This is a genomic window from Planococcus sp. CAU13 (assembly GCF_000775575.1).
Classification (GTDB): domain Bacteria; phylum Bacillota; class Bacilli; order Bacillales_A; family Planococcaceae; genus Planococcus.
On record NZ_JRGN01000029.1, the window covers coordinates 1 to 16868 of the forward strand.

17 protein-coding genes are annotated in these 16868 nt (G+C 47.0%); 5 read left to right on the forward strand and 12 right to left on the reverse strand.

Annotated features, from left to right (window positions below):
- Nucleotides 1-78: 78 nt before the first annotated feature.
- Nucleotides 79-555 (reverse strand): divergent PAP2 family protein, encoded by a 477-nt coding sequence (locus KW93_RS00865; RefSeq protein ID WP_033541063.1) that lies wholly within the window; start codon nt 553-555, stop codon nt 79-81.
- Nucleotides 556-704: 149 nt separating this feature from the next.
- Here KW93_RS00865 and KW93_RS00870 point away from each other — a divergent pair, with 149 nt between their 5' ends.
- Nucleotides 705-2198: a leucyl aminopeptidase gene (locus KW93_RS00870; protein ID WP_033541064.1), complete on the forward strand. Its 1494-nt coding sequence runs from the start codon at nt 705-707 to the stop codon at nt 2196-2198.
- 21 nt (nt 2199-2219) lie between these two features.
- Here the strand turns inward: KW93_RS00870 and mnhG are convergent, their stop codons facing one another.
- The 8 genes from mnhG to KW93_RS00910 all read right to left on the reverse strand — a co-directional run bounded on the left by mnhG (nt 2220) and on the right by KW93_RS00910 (nt 9486).
- Nucleotides 2220-2603 (reverse strand): monovalent cation/H(+) antiporter subunit G, encoded by a 384-nt coding sequence (gene mnhG / locus KW93_RS00875; RefSeq protein ID WP_052131403.1) that lies wholly within the window; start codon nt 2601-2603, stop codon nt 2220-2222.
- Nucleotides 2587-2868, reverse strand: a complete 282-nt coding sequence (locus KW93_RS00880) for a Na(+)/H(+) antiporter subunit F1 (protein WP_033541065.1) — start codon at nt 2866-2868, stop codon at nt 2587-2589. Before KW93_RS00880 ends, mnhG begins: the two co-directional genes overlap by 17 nt.
- Entirely contained in the window at nt 2865-3344 is a 480-nt protein-coding gene (locus KW93_RS00885) for a Na+/H+ antiporter subunit E (RefSeq protein ID WP_033541066.1), read from the reverse strand. Before KW93_RS00885 ends, KW93_RS00880 begins: the two co-directional genes overlap by 4 nt.
- 6 nt (nt 3345-3350) lie before the next feature.
- A complete protein-coding gene (locus KW93_RS00890) occupies nt 3351-4832 on the reverse strand; it encodes a Na+/H+ antiporter subunit D (RefSeq protein WP_033541067.1) in 1482 nt (493 codons plus the stop codon).
- On the reverse strand, nt 4825-5172 hold the full coding sequence (locus KW93_RS00895) for a Na(+)/H(+) antiporter subunit C (RefSeq protein ID WP_033541068.1): 348 nt from the start codon (nt 5170-5172) through the stop codon (nt 4825-4827). Before KW93_RS00895 ends, KW93_RS00890 begins: the two co-directional genes overlap by 8 nt.
- Nucleotides 5172-5594 (reverse strand): Na(+)/H(+) antiporter subunit B, encoded by a 423-nt coding sequence (locus tag KW93_RS00900; RefSeq protein ID WP_033541069.1) that lies wholly within the window; start codon nt 5592-5594, stop codon nt 5172-5174. The genes KW93_RS00895 and KW93_RS00900 overlap by 1 nt, the downstream gene beginning before the upstream one ends.
- Nucleotides 5581-7995 carry a Na+/H+ antiporter subunit A gene (locus KW93_RS00905; RefSeq protein WP_152602397.1) on the reverse strand — a complete coding sequence of 805 codons (2415 nt, stop codon included), beginning with the start codon at nt 7993-7995 and terminating at the stop codon, nt 5581-5583. Before KW93_RS00905 ends, KW93_RS00900 begins: the two co-directional genes overlap by 14 nt.
- Nucleotides 7996-8253: 258 nt before the next feature.
- Nucleotides 8254-9486, reverse strand: a complete 1233-nt coding sequence (locus KW93_RS00910) for an MFS transporter (protein ID WP_033541070.1) — start codon at nt 9484-9486, stop codon at nt 8254-8256.
- 316 nt (nt 9487-9802) lie between these two features.
- On the opposite strand from KW93_RS00910, the gene KW93_RS00915 reads away from it, so the two are divergent.
- Entirely contained in the window at nt 9803-10333 is a 531-nt protein-coding gene (locus tag KW93_RS00915) for a peptidylprolyl isomerase (RefSeq protein ID WP_235318329.1), read from the forward strand.
- A 48-nt stretch (nt 10334-10381) separates the two neighbouring features.
- Here the strand turns inward: KW93_RS00915 and KW93_RS00920 are convergent, their stop codons facing one another.
- The gene (locus tag KW93_RS00920; protein ID WP_033541072.1) at nt 10382-11551 is read right to left on the reverse strand and encodes a MalY/PatB family protein; all 1170 of its coding nucleotides are present in this window, start codon (nt 11549-11551) and stop codon (nt 10382-10384) included.
- A 76-nt stretch (nt 11552-11627) separates the two neighbouring features.
- Between KW93_RS00920 and KW93_RS00925 the strand changes: the two genes are divergently transcribed.
- The gene (locus KW93_RS00925) at nt 11628-11888 is read left to right on the forward strand and encodes a DUF1871 family protein (protein WP_033541073.1); all 261 of its coding nucleotides are present in this window, start codon (nt 11628-11630) and stop codon (nt 11886-11888) included.
- 43 nt (nt 11889-11931) lie between these two features.
- On the opposite strand, the gene KW93_RS00930 is transcribed toward KW93_RS00925, so the two are convergent.
- Nucleotides 11932-12150: a helix-turn-helix domain-containing protein gene (locus tag KW93_RS00930; protein WP_033541074.1), complete on the reverse strand. Its 219-nt coding sequence runs from the start codon at nt 12148-12150 to the stop codon at nt 11932-11934.
- A 100-nt stretch (nt 12151-12250) separates the two neighbouring features.
- Complete coding sequence (locus tag KW93_RS00935) at nt 12251-13585, reverse strand: sodium-dependent transporter (protein ID WP_033541075.1); 1335 nt, start codon at nt 13583-13585, stop codon at nt 12251-12253.
- 150 nt (nt 13586-13735) lie between these two features.
- Here KW93_RS00935 and KW93_RS00940 point away from each other — a divergent pair, with 150 nt between their 5' ends.
- Both KW93_RS00940 and yugI read left to right on the forward strand, forming a co-directional pair.
- Nucleotides 13736-16360 (forward strand): RNA polymerase sigma factor, encoded by a 2625-nt coding sequence (locus tag KW93_RS00940; RefSeq protein ID WP_033541076.1) that lies wholly within the window; start codon nt 13736-13738, stop codon nt 16358-16360.
- A gap of 88 nt (nt 16361-16448) precedes the next feature.
- A complete protein-coding gene (gene yugI / locus KW93_RS00945) occupies nt 16449-16823 on the forward strand; it encodes a S1 domain-containing post-transcriptional regulator GSP13 (protein ID WP_033541077.1) in 375 nt (124 codons plus the stop codon).
- The last annotated feature ends 45 nt before the right edge of the window (nt 16824-16868 follow it).

Here is a 16868-nt window from a genome sequence, read left to right on the forward strand (position 1 = left end):
AAAGATATGCAGCGAAATGATTGAAGAAGATTATGTTTCTCAAAAGCTTGAAAAATCCGTGCAGCTGCACGGATTTTCTTATAGAATCAGGCTGTAAACCAGCACGGATATTGCGATTCCCGTCAATGCACCCATAAAGACTTCACTTGGCTTGTGGCCAAGAAGAGTTTTCAATTCCTCGATTTTTTCTTCTTCTTTCTTATTCGGCCAGTCTCTCGTCTCATCCATGAACAGCTGCAGATCCGTCCGCAATTTATTGATTGTCAAAGCCTGCTGTCCTGCCTGGAATCTTACACCTGTAGCGTCATACATCGTTATAACAGCGAACATGGTGGATACAGCGAAAATCGTTGAATCGACGCCATGCTCATATGCTACGGCAGTTGTCAGTGACGTAACAGCTGCAGAGTGGGAGCTGGGCATACCGCCGGTTGAAGTAAAAAGACCCCAATTCAGTTCTTTGGTTACGGCATATTGAATGGGTATTTTAATAAACTGGGCAAAGATGATTGCAAACAGGGCGATCATTAACGGCGCATTCGTGAAAAATTCCATCCAGGTACCAACCTCTCACAAGAAATTTCTTTTTTCATTATAGCATAGCAGAAAATAGGGGAAAGCAGAAAACAATTTCGCCTGTCGAACTACTATGTGTCTGAATTACATGCTAAACTAAAAATGAACCTATTTTAAGGAGGAAACTTATGAATATTTCAATACAAAGTAATGCAGAGTCGAGCAATGCAGAAATTTTAATCGTCGGCCTGACACGCCACCCTGAAAATACGAAAGGATGGGAAGAATTCTCTCAGCGTTTTGATGGAAAACTGCAGGACTGGACAAAAAATGATCTGTCGTTTGATAAAAAAACCATTATTACATACCCGAGCATGACAGGCAATATTCCACGCGTCATGTTCATCGGCATGGACGACCGGAAGAAAATGAAAGAGGAAGATGTGCGGGATGCTTTTGGCCTGGCCGGTAAGGAACTGGCTAAGAAAAAGATTAAACACGCAGCTATTTATCTTGATTCATTCCAAAATGAAGAAATCAGCGGGGAAGATGCGGCTTATCTGGCTGCTGAAGGAATCGGCATGGGCCTCTACAGCTTTGCCGATTATAAAACATCTTCAAACGAAACAGAAATCAGTCTTGAGAACCTGGAATTCCTGAGCGAAGACGAGGGAGAGGACATCGAAGCGGCGGCTAAAATCGGCGGCATTTTCGCTGATGCAGTAAACGAAGCCCGCACATTGGTCAATATGCCCGGCAATATCCTGACTGCGACAGCACTTGCTGAATACGCGGAAGAGCTGGGGCAGCAATACGGCTTTGAAATGGATATTCTGGACAAGGCACAGATGGAAGAGCTCGGCATGGGTGCCATTCTTGCCGTCAATCAGGGGTCGATTGAAGAACCGCGTCTCATCGTCATGAAATACAAAGCGACGGAAGGATTTGAAGATCCGCTTGCACTGGTCGGCAAAGGAATTACTTTCGACACCGGCGGCTATTCATTGAAGCCGAAAGACGGCATCGTCGGGATGAAAGGCGATATGGGCGGAGCTGCGGCAGTGCTTGGAGCCATGAAAATCATCGGCGAATTAAAACCGGCGAAAAACGTCATCGCTGTGATTGCTTCCACAGACAATATGGTGTCGGGCAACGCATTCAAACCGGATGACGTCATTACATCACTCAGCGGCAAAACAATTGAAATCCTCAACACGGACGCTGAAGGGCGCCTTGTCCTTGCGGATTCAGTGACTTATGCAAAGCAGCTTGGCGCAACACACATCATCGACGTCGCAACACTGACAGGCGGAGTCATCGTGGCTCTCGGCATGGACAAAACAGGTGCGCTGACAAACGATGAAGCGTTTTTCGAGGAATTCCTGGAAGCATCCGTTGAGACGGGAGAATTCGTCTGGCGTCTGCCGCTGACGGAGAACGACAAAAAACGTCTCCGCAAAAGTGACGTCGCTGACCTCAATAACTCGCCGGGCCGGGACGGCCATATGATTTTCGGCGGCGGATTCGTTGGCGAATTCGTGGAAGATACACCCTGGATCCACCTGGACATTGCGGGAACGTCGTTTACATCTTCTGCGCATGACCTGGGGCCAAAAGGCGGTACAGGCGCGATGGTCAGAACCCTGGCGATGATGGTGGAAAATTTGTCTGAAGAAAAATAAACCATAGAAAAACCTGCAGACTCAATCGTCTGCAGGTTTTTTGGATGAAAATCTCTTTTTCTTCTTTTTGAGCGCTGGTTCCATATCATCCCGTACGGTTTCGTCTGCGACTTTAATGCCATAAACGTAAGCTGCACGGCCAATCAAGTGGCCGCCAACGGGCGCTGTTATAAACAGGAAAGCAATTGCAATAATCATTTGCGTATTAAAACTGCCTTCAATAAGCCAGAAATGAAGAAAGGTTCCGGATAATATCGCCAAGACGCCCAATGTGGAACTCTTGGAAGCGGCATGGGTCCGCGTATAGACATCCGGCAGCCTGATAAGCCCGAGAGCTGTGACAACGCTGAAAAGGACACCTGTGCTGATTAAAATGATGATGAGGATGTTAACGATTGTCGTCACGATCGAAAATCTCTCCTCTCTCGATGAATTTAGCAAATGCAGCTGTGCCGATAAAGGACAGGATACTCAGCAGCAGGATGATTTCCAGGAAAAACTCCGTTTCAGTGATCAGCGAAAGAAGAGCGACTATCGACACAAGACTGATGCCGAGTGCGTCCAAAGCAACCACCCGGTCAGCTACTGTCGGCCCTTTAACCAGGCGGTAAAGCAATCCTGCAAATGCTGTACTTACAATGGCCAGCGCAATCCAATAAAACATCATCATGGCCGGCTCACCTCCAGTATGGCACGTTCAAAAGTGTTTTTGATGGAAGATACAGCTTCATCGATATCCTTGAAATCCAGAGCATGGATATAGAGCCGTTTTTGGTCATCGGAAATTCCAATCACCAGAGTGCCGGGGGTCAAAGTGATCAATGCTGAAAGCAATGTCACTTCCCAGTCACGTTTTAATTCCGTTTCCATTTCAAATATTGCCGGTTTGATATTCATATTCGGACGCAGTACGATTCTCAAAACCTGAATACTCGATAATGTCAGTTCCTTCAGGAACAGAACCGTCAATGAAAGGACTGCCCAGACACGGGTAAGATATAATCTTCCGGTGAAAAACCGGCGCATGAGGATGATGACTGCCAGGCCGACCAAAAAGCCGATGGCGAATCCCGAAGGAGTAAAGGAAACGGTCATGAACATCCAGATGAAAGCCAGAAAGAAATTCAATAGGATCTGTGAAGACATAGTCATCTACTCCTTAAATACCGCTTCAATATAAAGCGATGGATTCAGCATCACTTCAGCCGCATCAGAAACGAATGGCATGAAGAGTTCCGCACCGACTCCGAAGAATACTGTTATGGCAACCAGTATGATCGAAGGAATCAGCATAGCCCTGTATGCCGATTTTTTCAGAGGTCTTGTTTCAACAGGTTCGCCCCAGAAAGCATAAATGAATATGCGGACTGCGCTCAGGAGCACGATGAGGCTTGTGGCGAGTATGACGATGCTCCCCCAGAAATGGGGGCCTTCGAATCCACCCTGGACAACAAGCAGTTTTCCGGGAAATCCGCTGAGCGGCGGTATGCCCGCCAGGCCGAATGCTGCAACCAGGTACGTCCACCCAAGCAGGGGATACGTTTTGATCAGTCCACCCATTTGGCGGAGATTCGATGTTCCAAAGATAACGGCTACAATTCCCACAAGGAAAAATAATGCCGCTTTGATCATCATGTCATGGATCAGGTACAGAATCGAACCTGTGATGCCGGCTTCGTTCATTTGTGATACACCGAACAGAATGACGCCGACAGCAATTATGATATTGTAGATGATGATTTTTTTGACATCAAAGTAAGCAAGCGCACCCACACAGCCGGCCAATATTGTCAGGATTGCGATTATTGCCAATAATTCATGGGTGAAACCGATGTTCATTGTAAAGAACAGGGTGTATGTACGCATGATGGCATAGACTCCGACCTTCGTGAGCAAAGCTCCGAATAAGGCCAGTATAGGCATCGGAGGCGCATGGTAGGAACCTGGCAGCCAGAAGTAAAGCGGAAAAATAGCTGCTTTAAAGCCGAAGACAACAAGAAACAGTACTGCAATGACGGTCAAAATTGCTGTGTTTTCAATTTGTGGGATTTTGACGGCCAGATCGGCCATATTCAATGTTCCCGTGACCGAATAAAGAAGGGCGACAGCTGCCACAAACAATGCGGATGAAATAATATTTACCAGCAGATACTTGATGGATTCCCGGAGCTGGGATCGCTCACCGCCGTGGGAGATGAGCATATAGGATGCCATCAGCAGGACTTCAACGAAAACGAACAAGTTGAAAATATCGCCGGTTGTGAACGCACCGTTGACGCCGGCCATAAGGAACAGCACTGCCGGGTAATAATAGGATTGTTCCCTCTTTATGCCGATGGTGGGAAAGCTGTACAGTACGACGAAAAGAACGATCAGAGATGCAGTGGCAACAAGCAGGCCAGAAAGCAGATCAGACACCATCGAGATGCCGAACGGCGCCGGCCAGCTGCCGAGAGTAACCACCTGTATGCCATCATTGAACACTTTGTATATCAGGAAAAACGATGCCGCCAGTGTGGCAATCGTTCCAAGCAGCGCAATCAGGCGCTGCATTTTTATCTTATTCGGAAACAGCATCAGGATCGTTGCGACTATCAGGGGAATTAAGATAGGAAACAATAGTAAATTACTCATGGTCTTCAGTTCCTTTCATTAATTCCATATTGTCTGTGCCGAGTTCCTGATAAGCCCGGTAAGCGACAACGAGAAAAAAAGATGTGACAGCGAATGAAATGACGATAGCTGTTAAGATCAAGGCCTGAGGCAGCGGATCTGCGTAATCGGATACAGCCACGCCATCCGCGACCACAGGCGGCGCATTTCCACCCAGGCCACCCATCGTCAACAGCAGCAGATGGGCGCCGTGGCTGAGAAGGCCGGTACCAATGATGATCCGGATCAGACTTTTTGAAAGCATAAGATATACAGCTGCCATAAACAGAAGGCCGATGACAACCGACATAATAATTTCCATTATTCATCCTCTCCAATCGTTTGAATAATGGTCATCGTAACTCCAACAACAACCAAATAGACTCCTATATCAAAAAGCAAAGCAGAATGCAGGGAAGTTTCGCCAAACAGCGGCAAATCGAAATAATCATATGCATGTGTAAAGAATGGAACGTCAAATACTATGGACGCTGCAGCTGTGGCAATCGCCACCAGCAGGCCGACAGAAGTCATGACGACATAATTGATCGGCAGAATCTTTTTCACTGTTCTGATTCCGAAGGCAAGCATCAAAAGCACAATGGCACTGGTTGTCAGCAATCCGCCGACAAAACCGCCGCCTGGTGTGTAATGTCCGGCGAAAAAAATGTGGACAGCAAACAGCAGAATGATAAATGTAACAACTTTTGTCGCAGTTTGAAGCATAACATCATTTGTTTTCATGCTGTCCCTCCTTTTTCGAAAGCCGCAGCTTAATCAAAGTAATGATGCCGATGCCGGCGATTCCGAGAACAGCGATTTCAAACAGCGTATCAAAGCCGCGGTAATCGACCAGGATGACGTTGACGATATTTCCGCCGCCCGCTTCTGTATAGACCGTTTCCTTATAGAATTCAGAAATGGAAGGCAGGGCTTTTCCGGAATGGGCCGCAAGCGCTACAAGCGTCATCGTAACACCGACGCCAAGCGCGATTACAGCATTTCCGAGACGGAAGCGCATGCGTTCTTCTTTCCGGCTGATCTGCGGCAAATGATAGAATGCCAGCAGGAACAATGCCACTGATATCGTTTCGATGACCAATTGCGTCAGTGCCAAATCAGGAGCACGGAAAATGACGAAGAACAATGCGACTGTATAGCCCACCGCACCGAGCGCGATAATGGCGGTAAGGCGTGATTTTGAAAAAAGGATTGTCAGTATTGATCCGAACATAGCGAGCATTATGACGATTTCATATAAGCCGACAGGTGCCAGATTATTCATATCAACCGCAAATGCTTCATTTAAAACAAATGTGCCCAAAACGATGATGATGACGAAGCTGAACATATAGACCAGATAAGAGCGCATGAATCCGGTCATATAAAGTCTGGAAAAGCGGTTGGCTCCCGTATCGCTCAAAATCATCATGTTATCGTACAGACGATTCAGCGTAAGGCTCTCCGGGTACAGATCGTAGCTCTTCTGCCATTTGCGCAGTGTCCAGAACATCAGGAATCCGACTGCGAAAATGCCAAGCGTCATAAAGAATTCAGTATTAGGTCCGTGCCAATAAGCCACATCCACAGGAACTTCCTGCGGTGAACTGTAGAGGAACGGCTGGATGGCTGCTACAGCAGGCTTCACGAGCCAGTCACCCACGACATTAGGAATGATGAAAATGACGATCACCAGAATTGCCAGGAAAGCAGGGGACAAGAGCATGCCGATCGGCGCTTCGTGCGCTTTTTTCGGCAACAGCTCCGGCTTGTGCTTGCCGGCAAATGTATGAAACACGAAATAGAAACTGTAGATGAACGTAAAGACCGAACCGATGCAGGCGATTACAGGGAACAGGATGCCCCACGTATCAAACTGGAACAGATTGAATTCTGTCAGCGTCAACATTCCCGTCAGGAACATCTCTTTACTGAGGAATCCACCAAAAGGCGGCAGTCCGGCCATTGAAAAAGAACCGATCATGGCAATTGTGAAACTGATCGGCATCAGGCTCATAAGGCCGCCGAGTTTGCGGATGTCACGTGTACCGGTTTCGTGGTCGACGATACCGGCGATCATGAACAAACTGCCTTTGAAGACAGCATGGTTGATCAGGTGGAAGACAGCGGCAAAACCGGCATAGACAAAATAGGTTCCGACTGCATCTTCCACATGGAACGCTACTGCTGATGCACCGAGCAGGGACATGATCAGGCCGAGCTGGGATACCGTTGAAAACGCCAGGATGCCTTTCAGGTCTCTTTGCTTCAATGCCCAGAACGATGCCCAAAACATCGTAAACAGTCCTATTCCCGTAACAAGCCATACCCAAGTGCTGGATACGGCGAAAATCGGCGTAAACCGGGCAACCAGGTAAAGCCCCGCTTTAACCATCGTCGCCGAGTGCAGGTAAGCAGAGACTGGAGTTGGAGCTTCCATGGCATCCGGTAACCAGATGTAGAACGGGAACTGCGCCGATTTAGTGAAAGCACCCAGAAGAATCAGCACAAGCGCCCAGATAAAGAAATCATGGTTTGAAATTTCCGGAACCTGCCCAATCAGTTCACGGATTGAATACGTGCCGCCCATGATTGCAAGCAGCACAAAGCCACCAAGCATCATCAATCCGCCGAATACAGTGATCATCATCGATTTCAGCGCGCCAAATCTTGAGCGGTCGCGTGTATACCAATAACCGATCAGCAGGAAGGATGAAATGGAGGTCAACTCCCAGAAAAGGTAGAGGGAGATCAGATGATCTGATTGCACAACCCCGAGCATTGCTGTCATAAACATCAACAGGTAAACGTAGAAATTATGTAATTGTTCGCGGTGTTTATCCAGATAAAATATGGAATAAAGCACAACTAAAGATCCGATGCCCGTTATAAGCAGGGAGAATAACAGACTCAATCCGTCGATATACGCGATAAATGCAATATCAAGTGAAGGAATCCATTGCAGTTCGGATACCCGGCTGCCTCCTTCTGCAATTGAGGGTAGCAATGTGGAGTAATAGATGAATAGAGCTGCGGGCACCGGCAGGACAAACCAGCCCGTATGGATCTGTCCGATTTTCTTGTAAAGCAGCGGAATGAACAGGGCTGCAATTAAGGGCAGAAAAATTAACATTACGAGTAACAAAAGAATCCTCCTTTCGAACATGAACATGATGAGTTGCTAGAAAAATTATAACGTAATCTCCGGGACTTTGCATTGTTCTGATTTTATTGAAAATGAAATGAACATATTTTCACCAGTTTATAAAGATAGGAAGAAACCCGCCTAAAAAAGAGAATTTGTATTTTTTGTGAAATCCGCTTTTGTCCAATCAAAAAGACGGATCCCTGAATGGAATCCGTCTTTTAATATTCGGTTCATCAAGCCGGAGGCAGTGGATGTTTACATCGATTTCATTTCCTGTTCGAGAAGCACATCTTCGAAATCCTGTTCGGGTTTCTTCAGGGTATATCTTAAAAAGACATACGCTGCGACAAATAACAGACCTGTGACAATGAAAACGGAAGAAATTCCAATAAAGCCGCTGACGATACCGCCGAATACCGGTCCCACAATATTGCCGAGAAAACGGAAACTCGTATTATAGCCCATGATTTCCCCCTGAATTTCTATCGGAGCTTCCCGGCGCATCAATGCCGTAGTCGTCGGAATCATTCCGCCTACCGCGATCCCGAACAGCAGACGCAGCACCATCAATTGCCACAGGTCAGTGACAAAAGCCTGCGGCACGACGAACAGGAACGACAGCAGCAAAAGGAATCCCAAAACTTTTTCATAGCCGATGGAATCCCCGAGACGTCCCCACCGGCGGGCAAACAGCAGGTTGCCGACTCCGGCTGCGCTGAACGTCACCCCTGCAAGAAATGCGACCTGTGAACTGTCGGGCACCAGTTCCTCCACATACAGCGACAATAAAGGCTGGATACTGAAGTTGCCGATCTGGATCAGTGAAGTGATGATCATGACGTTGATCAGCAGGCGGTGATGAAGAATTCCCTGGATGATCGTTTTTCGTGCATAGACGTGCGCATCTTTATTGGAAACCTTTTTCATCTCCTTGATGCCGAATGCAACGAGTGAAGCGGCGATTCCGATGACGACAGCCGTAATGAGGAACGTGTAGTCAAAGCCGAATGAGTCGGCCATCAGTCCGCCGATTACCGGCCCAAACAAAGTTCCGGATACGCTGCCCATCTGCAGGGTGCCAAGTGTTTTACCGGCCGTTTCTTTCGGCGTCTGTGAACTTACGAAAGCAAGCGAAGTCGGGATGAATCCCGTGACGACTCCCATGAACAGGCGGATTATGAAGAGCTCATGAACGGAACCCGCAGTTCCCATCAAATAGATGCTGATTGCGATGCCGAACCCGTTGATGATCAAAATCGGCTTGTAGCCGAAACGGTCTGCTATCCGTCCCCAAACAGGAGACATAAATAAGGCGGCGACAAATGTGACTCCAAAAACCAGTCCTGCCCAGCGCTGGACGTATTCATCGGTATAATTGCCGAGTGAATCGATATAAAGGGATAAAAAGGGCATGATCATTGTGGTGCTTCCTGCTACCAGGAAGTTCGTGGCCATGATGATGATAAAATTTCTCTTTTGCACATCCATAACCAACACCTTCTTTCTGGAACGTGCATCTGCCTCTATTATATAATATTTCGATACACGAAGAAAGAAAGATATATTACCAATGAATTCCGAATATTAATATGCTAGAATAAAGCGGGGTGAATGCAAAATGAAAAAAATATGGATGCCGATTTTATTGGCGACAGCCTTACTGGCTGCATGCGGAACACAGGAAACAGCAGAAGAATCAGTTGAACCACAAGAACAGGAATCGGCCGGCACTGCCGAGACGGGGGAACCTGCAGATTTCCCGCAGCTCACCACAGAAGTGGCAGAAAATGAAGCGCTGGTGGATATGAACACATCAATGGGAACCATCAAAATAAAACTTTTCCCGGAGCTTGCACCGAAAACAGTGGAAAATTTTATGACCCATGCGAAAGACGGCTATTACGACGGGGTGATCTTTCATCGGGTCATCAGAGATTTTATGATCCAGGGCGGCGATCCTGAAGGAACCGGCCGCGGAGGCGAAAGCATTTACGGCGGCGGTTTTGAAGACGAAATTTCTGATCGGCTTTATAATTTCCGGGGCGCCCTGTCGATGGCGAATGCGGGACCTGGCACAAACGGCAGCCAATTCTTCATCGTCCAGCTGCCTGAACTTCCGGAAGAAGGATTGCCGGCGGCTGACGTACCTGAACAGGTGCGGGAAGAATACGCCAAAAACGGCGGAACGCCTTGGCTTGACGGCAAGCATACCGTTTTCGGGCATGTGGTCGAAGGGATGGACATTGTCGATGCCATCGCCCAAGTTGAAGTAGGGCAGGGCGACCGACCAGTTGAAGACATCATCATTGAATCGATCGAGATTATTCAGGAATAAAAAAGAAGATCCGCAATGGATCTTCTTTTTCTTTCTATATAAACTGGATTAACCAAGTGCCTTGATGATCCGCTCCACTCCGTCTTCCAGCATAGGCCGCGGGCAAGCCACATTCAGGCGCAGGAAGCCTCTGCCGGATTCGCCGTATTTCGAGCCGGGTTCAAGCGCCACTTTTCCGTCCTGCAGAAGCTTATCCATAATTTCCGCTTCTTCAATTCCCAGGCCGCGGCAATCAAGCCACATCAAATAAGTGGCTTCCGGCTTGTGGATTTTGATTGCCGGGAGGGCTTTCGCCAATTTTTCGGTTACATAGTCCATATTGGCAGACAGAACTTCCAAAAGTTCATCGAGCCAGGCATCTCCTTCTTCGTATACCGCTTTCAAAGCGACAGGCGCAAATGCGTTCATCATGCCGGTGCCATGGGCAGCAGCGTGGTTTTCAAGACGCAGCCGCTTCTTTGGATCGGTGACGACGAGCATGGATGCTTGAATACCTGCCAGGTTGAACGTTTTCGTCGGCGCGATGCAGGTGAAGATGCGATGGGTCTGCCTGCCCGCCAATTTGGCCAAAGGAACATGTTTATGCGGCTTTAACACCAGATCAGAATGGATTTCATCGGAAATGATCAGGATATCGTGTTTTTCAGCCAGCCGCAGAATTTCCTTCATTTCTTCTTCTTTCCAGACTTTGCCGCCCGGATTGTGCGGGTGGCAGAAAATGAAGATGGAAGCTTTTGAGAATTTATCTTCCAGGTCGGAAAAGTCGATTGTGTATTCACCAGCGTTCTCGATCAGCTCGCTGTACAGGACTTTTCTGCCCTGATTTTGCGGAATGGAAAAGAACGGCGGGTAAACAGGCGTAGTTACCACAACTGAATCACCCGGATTTGTAAAAATCTGCAGGATTGCCGCGATCGCCGGTATGACCCCGGATTGGAATATGATCTCCTGTTCGTCAATGGTCCAGTCATTGCGTCTCTGCTGCCAGCCGGCAATCGCCTTTTTACAGTCTTCATCTACATAAGTATAACCGAGTATCGGGTGCTCGAGCCGCTGTTTCAGAGCTTCCGTAACCGGAGGGGGGGCCGGGAAATCCATATCTGCGACCCAGAGCGGCAATATGTCTGACGCATCTTCCACTTCATAGATCATTTCCATCAGATCCCATTTGACTGAGCGGGTTTTTCTTCGTTCGTGGACTTCATCGAATAAACTCAACACAATCTCCCCTTTTCTTTTTTGGTTTCTATGATATTATAGCCTTTAGCACAAGAGAATGTTAGGTGAAGAACTTATGGAAACCGATGAAATGAATCGGCAGGCAATAATTATATTGGAGCAATGGGACCCTTTCTCCATTGGGGGGGACAAATATAAACTTGAAACTAGGGGTGTTGTGGCTGAGTTGCAGGAACTCGACGATCCCAGCAGCCTGGCAAAACAAATCCAGAGAATTTATGAATCATTCCATGCACAATGGATTCCCCTGGAGAAGTGTGTGGAAGTTTCCTATAAATTGCTGGCTTTGAAATTCGAAGCAAAATCAATCATTTAATAATGAAAAAAGAGTTCCCGATTTTTCACCGGAAACTCTTTTTTTATTGTCCTATAGCTTCCATTCCGTCAAGCAGATTGGAAGCGGGGACTTCAAGTGCGTTTGAAAGCTTCAAGATCGTCTGTACAGAAGGGATTTCTTCGCCTGTTTCGTATGCCTGAAGGCGCGCTGCTCCGACTCTCGCTTTCAAGGCAAGGTCGTCCAGGGACAGATTTCGTTCTTCTCGCAGAAACTTCAGTTGGGCGTGTAAATCTTTCCGCATCTCCAACACTCCTTTAATATATGGTAGTTTCTTGTAAATCAACCATAACATAAAAATTAATGTTTCGCTTCGCGAAATTATGACGGTTTTTGAACAATTTTCAGAATACCTCAATGATTCCCTGGATGAATACGATGATAATGGCTGCCGGAGCCACATAACGCAACAGCACGCGCCATACATCGACCAGCAATTTCTGCTCGGACATTTCCGCATGCGCGTCTTCTTTAGTCAGCACATAGCCGGCGAATAAGGAAATGAACAAGGCACCCATCGGCAACCCGATTCTGCTGGTCAAAATGTCGACAAAATCGAAAAAAGTATAGCCGAAGAAAATGGCATCTGAAAAGACGCCGTAAGACAGGGCACTTGGAATTCCGACAATGAAAATCGCCAGGCCGAGCAGCCATGAAAGTCTGCCTCGCCGATTATATTTATCTTTCACTGCAATCGAAACCGTTATTTCCAGCATGGAAATGGAAGAAGTGAGAGTGGCAAAAAGCAATAGGATGAAAAACAGGATGATCAGGAATTGCCCCATAAACATCTCATTGAAAATGGCCGGCAGTATGATGAATACCAGGCCAGGGCCTTCATTCGGTAAATAATCCAGTGCGAAAACCGCCGGGAAGATGATTAGGCCCGCCATGATGGAAATGACGATATTCAGCGAGACAACACTGACGGCCGAGCGCCCCAGATTTTCAGTTTTCGGCAAGTAGGAAGCGTAAGTGATCATTCCCGCCACACCGACGCTGAGAGAAAAGAACGCCTGGCCGAGCGCGGTAAGCGCAGTTTCATAAGTGAAAAAACTCCAGTCAGGTACGAACATGAAACGCACGCCTTCCATGGCGCCGTCAAGCGTCAGTGAACGAACCATCAGGATGACGAAGAAAATCAGCAAAGCCGGCATCATGATTTTGCTGGCACGTTCAATCCCCGACTTGATGCCGCCGTGGACGATCCAGACTGTCAGCAGCATAAATGCGGCCTGCGCAATCAGTACTTCGATCGGGTTTGCGATGATGTCTGTAAACAGATTATTGAATCCGGTGTCGCTGTATCCCGAAAGCTGGAAAAAGATTGCACGAACGAGATACGACAAAATCCATCCGCCGACAACGCTGTAGAAAGAAAGGATCAGGAAAGAGAAGATAAAGCCCGACCAGCCAATCAGAAACCACGGTTTTCCTGGTGCCTGTTTCTTAAGGCCTGTCACGGCGTCAGCTTGGCCGCGCCTTCCGATAACAAATTCCGCAAGCAGGATAGGCAAGCCAATACATACTGTGCTGATGATAAATAAAAGGATAAAAACACTGCCGCCGTTAGCACCTGTTTCATAAGGGAATTTCCAGATCGCACCCAGTCCGATAGCGCTGCCTGCCGCCGCCAGGATGAATCCGAGTTTCGAAGCCCATTGCTCACGTTTCTCCATTAAACTCACTCCTATTTCAAGTAGATTTTTTCATTCTACACGAGCAACTTATAAAAAAATAGATAAAGTTGAAACTTCACTGATTTGGTAGCGTATAATAAACATATAAAGGAAGAGATTGAATATTTCAATTTTAAAGGGGCCGCTGAGATGACAAATGAGGATTTATTGAATGGAGCGAAGTCCGGAAACAGGGAGGCGTTGATTGCCTGGAGCCGGGTGCATATACCGATGATTTTCCGGCTTGCCTATCAAGCCGGCTTGCCTAAAGAAAAGTTCGGCAGGTTTCACCTTGAAATCCTGCAGCAGATCAGCAATAGCCTGGAGACATTGGATGATGGCAACGCAGAAAGCAGATTGATGGAAGCCGCTGTCGACATTCTGAAAACAGGCTCACTGGAGCTTGCTTTCAATGCGGATGACGGGAGCATTAAGTTCGAAGAAGATTTTCAGGCCCATCAGGCGCTGCAGAAATTAACCATACGAAAAAAACTTGCAGTCATTTTAATCCGGTTCCACGGCAAAAGTATAAAAGAAACCGCTGCTCTCTTGAATGAATCTGAGGAACTGGCAGAAACCGCTGTTGCAGATGCGATGGACGTTATCGGAAGGGAACTGGCTCTGGTATCCCCGGAAGATGTGCAGAAGCGGATGGATTTGTTGAATAAATCATATAACCGTATTGCACTCCCTGAAGAAGATAATTTATTAATAGAAGAAATTCAAACGACTGATCCAGTCCCGGCAGCAATAAAACAGAAAGAAAAGCCGCCAGTGAACCGACGTACGATTGCTGTCCTTGCAGGTGCCAGCCTGTTTCTTGCAGCTGTCATCGGCACATCTTTCGTGTTCAATGAGCAGCCGTCAGTTACAGAGCAGACGGCCGCGGAAGAAGAGAACCCGACAACTGTATCCAGACAGATGATCAAGGATTGGGAAGCACAATATGAGGAAATCCGCAATTCAGCCCCGGAAAGGCTCGGCATCTCACCCGACAGATTCGAGCAGCTGGAATACGTCCAAAAAGCTGACGCACTGATGGAGCGCACATTCAGCCGCCAGAACGTCAAGCTGTTGCGGGACGATCCGGAGCGCATGCAAAAGCAGGTGGATATTCTGATGTGGAGTATTGAGACACCGAAAGGCATGATGGACTCGGTTAAAGATTACAGGTTGATGGCCGCGGAAGTTGGAAAATTTCTGGGGATCTATACAGAAAAGACCGATCAATTGATGACGATTGCCGACGCACTGCTTGAGCAGTATAAAGATGAATTGTCAAAGGCTGAAATGAGCGGCGAATTATCCGCTGTAAAATTGTTGCACAGCAAGGGAGAGTTTCCGGATGAAATTGAAAATCTGACTTCTTCGCTGCGGGAAAATACGCTTCAATACATGGTGCATCCAAACGAAGACCGTTTCCGGACCATGCGGGACATCAGCACATTCTATCAGATCCACCCTTTTAATACGGACTGGCAGTCCCAGTTTTATCTGGAAATCATAGGGGCTGCTCCTTATTATGACGAGACGGGACTGCTGTGGCCGCTGGAACAAGTGCCTTATTTAATTATGACGATGTCCCAGTTCCTCACTGAACCTACTTCAGACCCGGGATTGAAGGGAACTGTGGAAACCATGCTGACCAATACTTTCTATTCGATGGTAAAAGGCGACTATGAAACAGAAGTGTTTGAAGAAGATGGCGTTGTAAAAGATGAATTCCGCATGGCCTGGGAAAATTCACTGCAGGTAGGCAGCAACCCGATGACTTTTTTGATGCTGCCAATAATTGAGGAGTTCGAAGAGAGCGGCTGGAAGAAATCTGCCCATTTTGATCAATTGGCACTTCCTGATATCCTTTATGCCATAAACTTGGAACGGATGGGCGAACTGGCGGAAAAGCTTCCGAATGGCGATTTGAAAATCGAGTCTGTAACGCTTGACCTTGAAGGATATGATTACAGCGACATTATGCCGCTTTATGAAAAATTTGAAGCCACACATGACGTTGATTCATTGTCCGGTGTTGCACCGATGGATATCATCAAACTTTATCATTACGCAAACCAGATGGAAGACAGTGAAACGATGTGGCATCTGACAGTTGATGATGTACTGAAACCATCACTTGAAGAATACATGGAAAACTGGAAAAAGCGGCCGGAGATCACAGAAACTTTAGAGTCGATCGAAATCTACGGTGAAAATATCCATCGCGAGGGAAGAAAAGTACTCTTGATGGCGATGGGCATGCAAAAGTCAGCTGATTTCCAGTACCATCAAATGCAGAATTTCACCCTGTATACCGAACGGGATCAGATTTGGCTGATGCAGCATCAAATGGATGAGTTCTATGTAAGAGATGAAAACTTTGATGAGTTTGATGCAAATGTGCATAAGCATTATGAAAATCTGCTCCAGAACGAAAATCTGGCAGAAGTGAATGATGCCACTCCTGCTGAAATCGCTGGTGCTTTCCTGCTGGCGATGGAAAAAGAAGATGTTAAAACCATGCGATTGCTTATTAATCAAAATAATCAATCGATGGAAGATGAAGAGTTTAAGAGGCTTTGGATCACAAACAGCCACTTGCCTGCATATTCAAAAGTAGGCCGCCTGAACTTCAGAGTGGATTCGCACAACTTGAATGCACATCTGATTATGGGCGGCATTGAAGTTTCCGATGCAGACTCTGCAATGGAAAATAATTATTACTTTTCAATGGAAAAAGCGGATGGATTCTGGATGGTCAGTGATATGCACAGCTATTGATTTTACTAAGCCCCCCAGTCTGTGCTATAATATACAGATGCCAATAGGTGTATAGGATAATTCAGATAAGACTAGGAGCGGGTAGAACATGACAAAGACATATCAAACAGGCGACACAGTATCAGGTAAAGTAACAGGAATTCAGCCATACGGAGCTTTCGTTGCACTTGACGAGCAGACTCAGGGTCTGGTCCATATCTCAGAAATCACTCATGGTTACGTTAAAGAAGTAAGTGAGTATTTGGCGGTAGGGCAGGAAGTTGACGTTAAAGTTTTGGAAGTTGATGAAAAAACGAAAAAAATCAGCCTTTCAATCCGTGCGTTGCAGGAGCAGCCACCAGCAGCTCAGCGCACTGAAAAACCAAAGCAGTCTCTTCAGTCGCATGTGAACGAAAATGATTCTGAAGGCTTCAACTCGCTGAAAGACAAAATGCAAGAGTGGATCAAGCGTTCTGGACAGTAAGCAAGAAAAGCGACGGCGCCCGTTAAGCTCTGACAGGCATAAGAC

Bases quoted from the DNA above. Each gene is read 5' to 3' on its own strand.
- KW93_RS00885 (WP_033541066.1), bottom strand. From the start codon at position 3,344: ATGTCTTCACAGATCCTATTGAATTTCTTTCTGGCTTTCATCTGGATG.
- KW93_RS00895 (WP_033541068.1), bottom strand. From the start codon at position 5,172: ATGGAAATTATTATGTCGGTTGTCATCGGCCTTCTGTTTATGGCAGCT.
- KW93_RS00870 (WP_033541064.1), top strand. From the start codon at position 705: ATGAATATTTCAATACAAAGTAATGCAGAGTCGAGCAATGCAGAAATT.
- KW93_RS00880 (WP_033541065.1), bottom strand. From the start codon at position 2,868: ATGATGATGTTTTATTGGATTGCGCTGGCCATTGTAAGTACAGCATTT.
- KW93_RS00910 (WP_033541070.1), bottom strand. From the start codon at position 9,486: ATGGATGTGCAAAAGAGAAATTTTATCATCATCATGGCCACGAACTTC.
- KW93_RS00940 (WP_033541076.1), top strand. From the start codon at position 13,736: ATGACAAATGAGGATTTATTGAATGGAGCGAAGTCCGGAAACAGGGAG.
- KW93_RS00890 (WP_033541067.1), bottom strand. From the start codon at position 4,832: ATGAGTAATTTACTATTGTTTCCTATCTTAATTCCCCTGATAGTCGCA.
- yugI (WP_033541077.1), top strand. From the start codon at position 16,449: ATGACAAAGACATATCAAACAGGCGACACAGTATCAGGTAAAGTAACA.
- KW93_RS00915 (WP_235318329.1), top strand. From the start codon at position 9,803: ATGAACACATCAATGGGAACCATCAAAATAAAACTTTTCCCGGAGCTT.
- KW93_RS00900 (WP_033541069.1), bottom strand. From the start codon at position 5,594: ATGAAAACAAATGATGTTATGCTTCAAACTGCGACAAAAGTTGTTACA.
- KW93_RS00925 (WP_033541073.1), top strand. From the start codon at position 11,628: ATGGAAACCGATGAAATGAATCGGCAGGCAATAATTATATTGGAGCAA.
- KW93_RS00865 (WP_033541063.1), bottom strand. From the start codon at position 555: ATGGAATTTTTCACGAATGCGCCGTTAATGATCGCCCTGTTTGCAATC.
- KW93_RS00935 (WP_033541075.1), bottom strand. From the start codon at position 13,585: ATGGAGAAACGTGAGCAATGGGCTTCGAAACTCGGATTCATCCTGGCG.
- KW93_RS00930 (WP_033541074.1), bottom strand. From the start codon at position 12,150: ATGCGGAAAGATTTACACGCCCAACTGAAGTTTCTGCGAGAAGAACGA.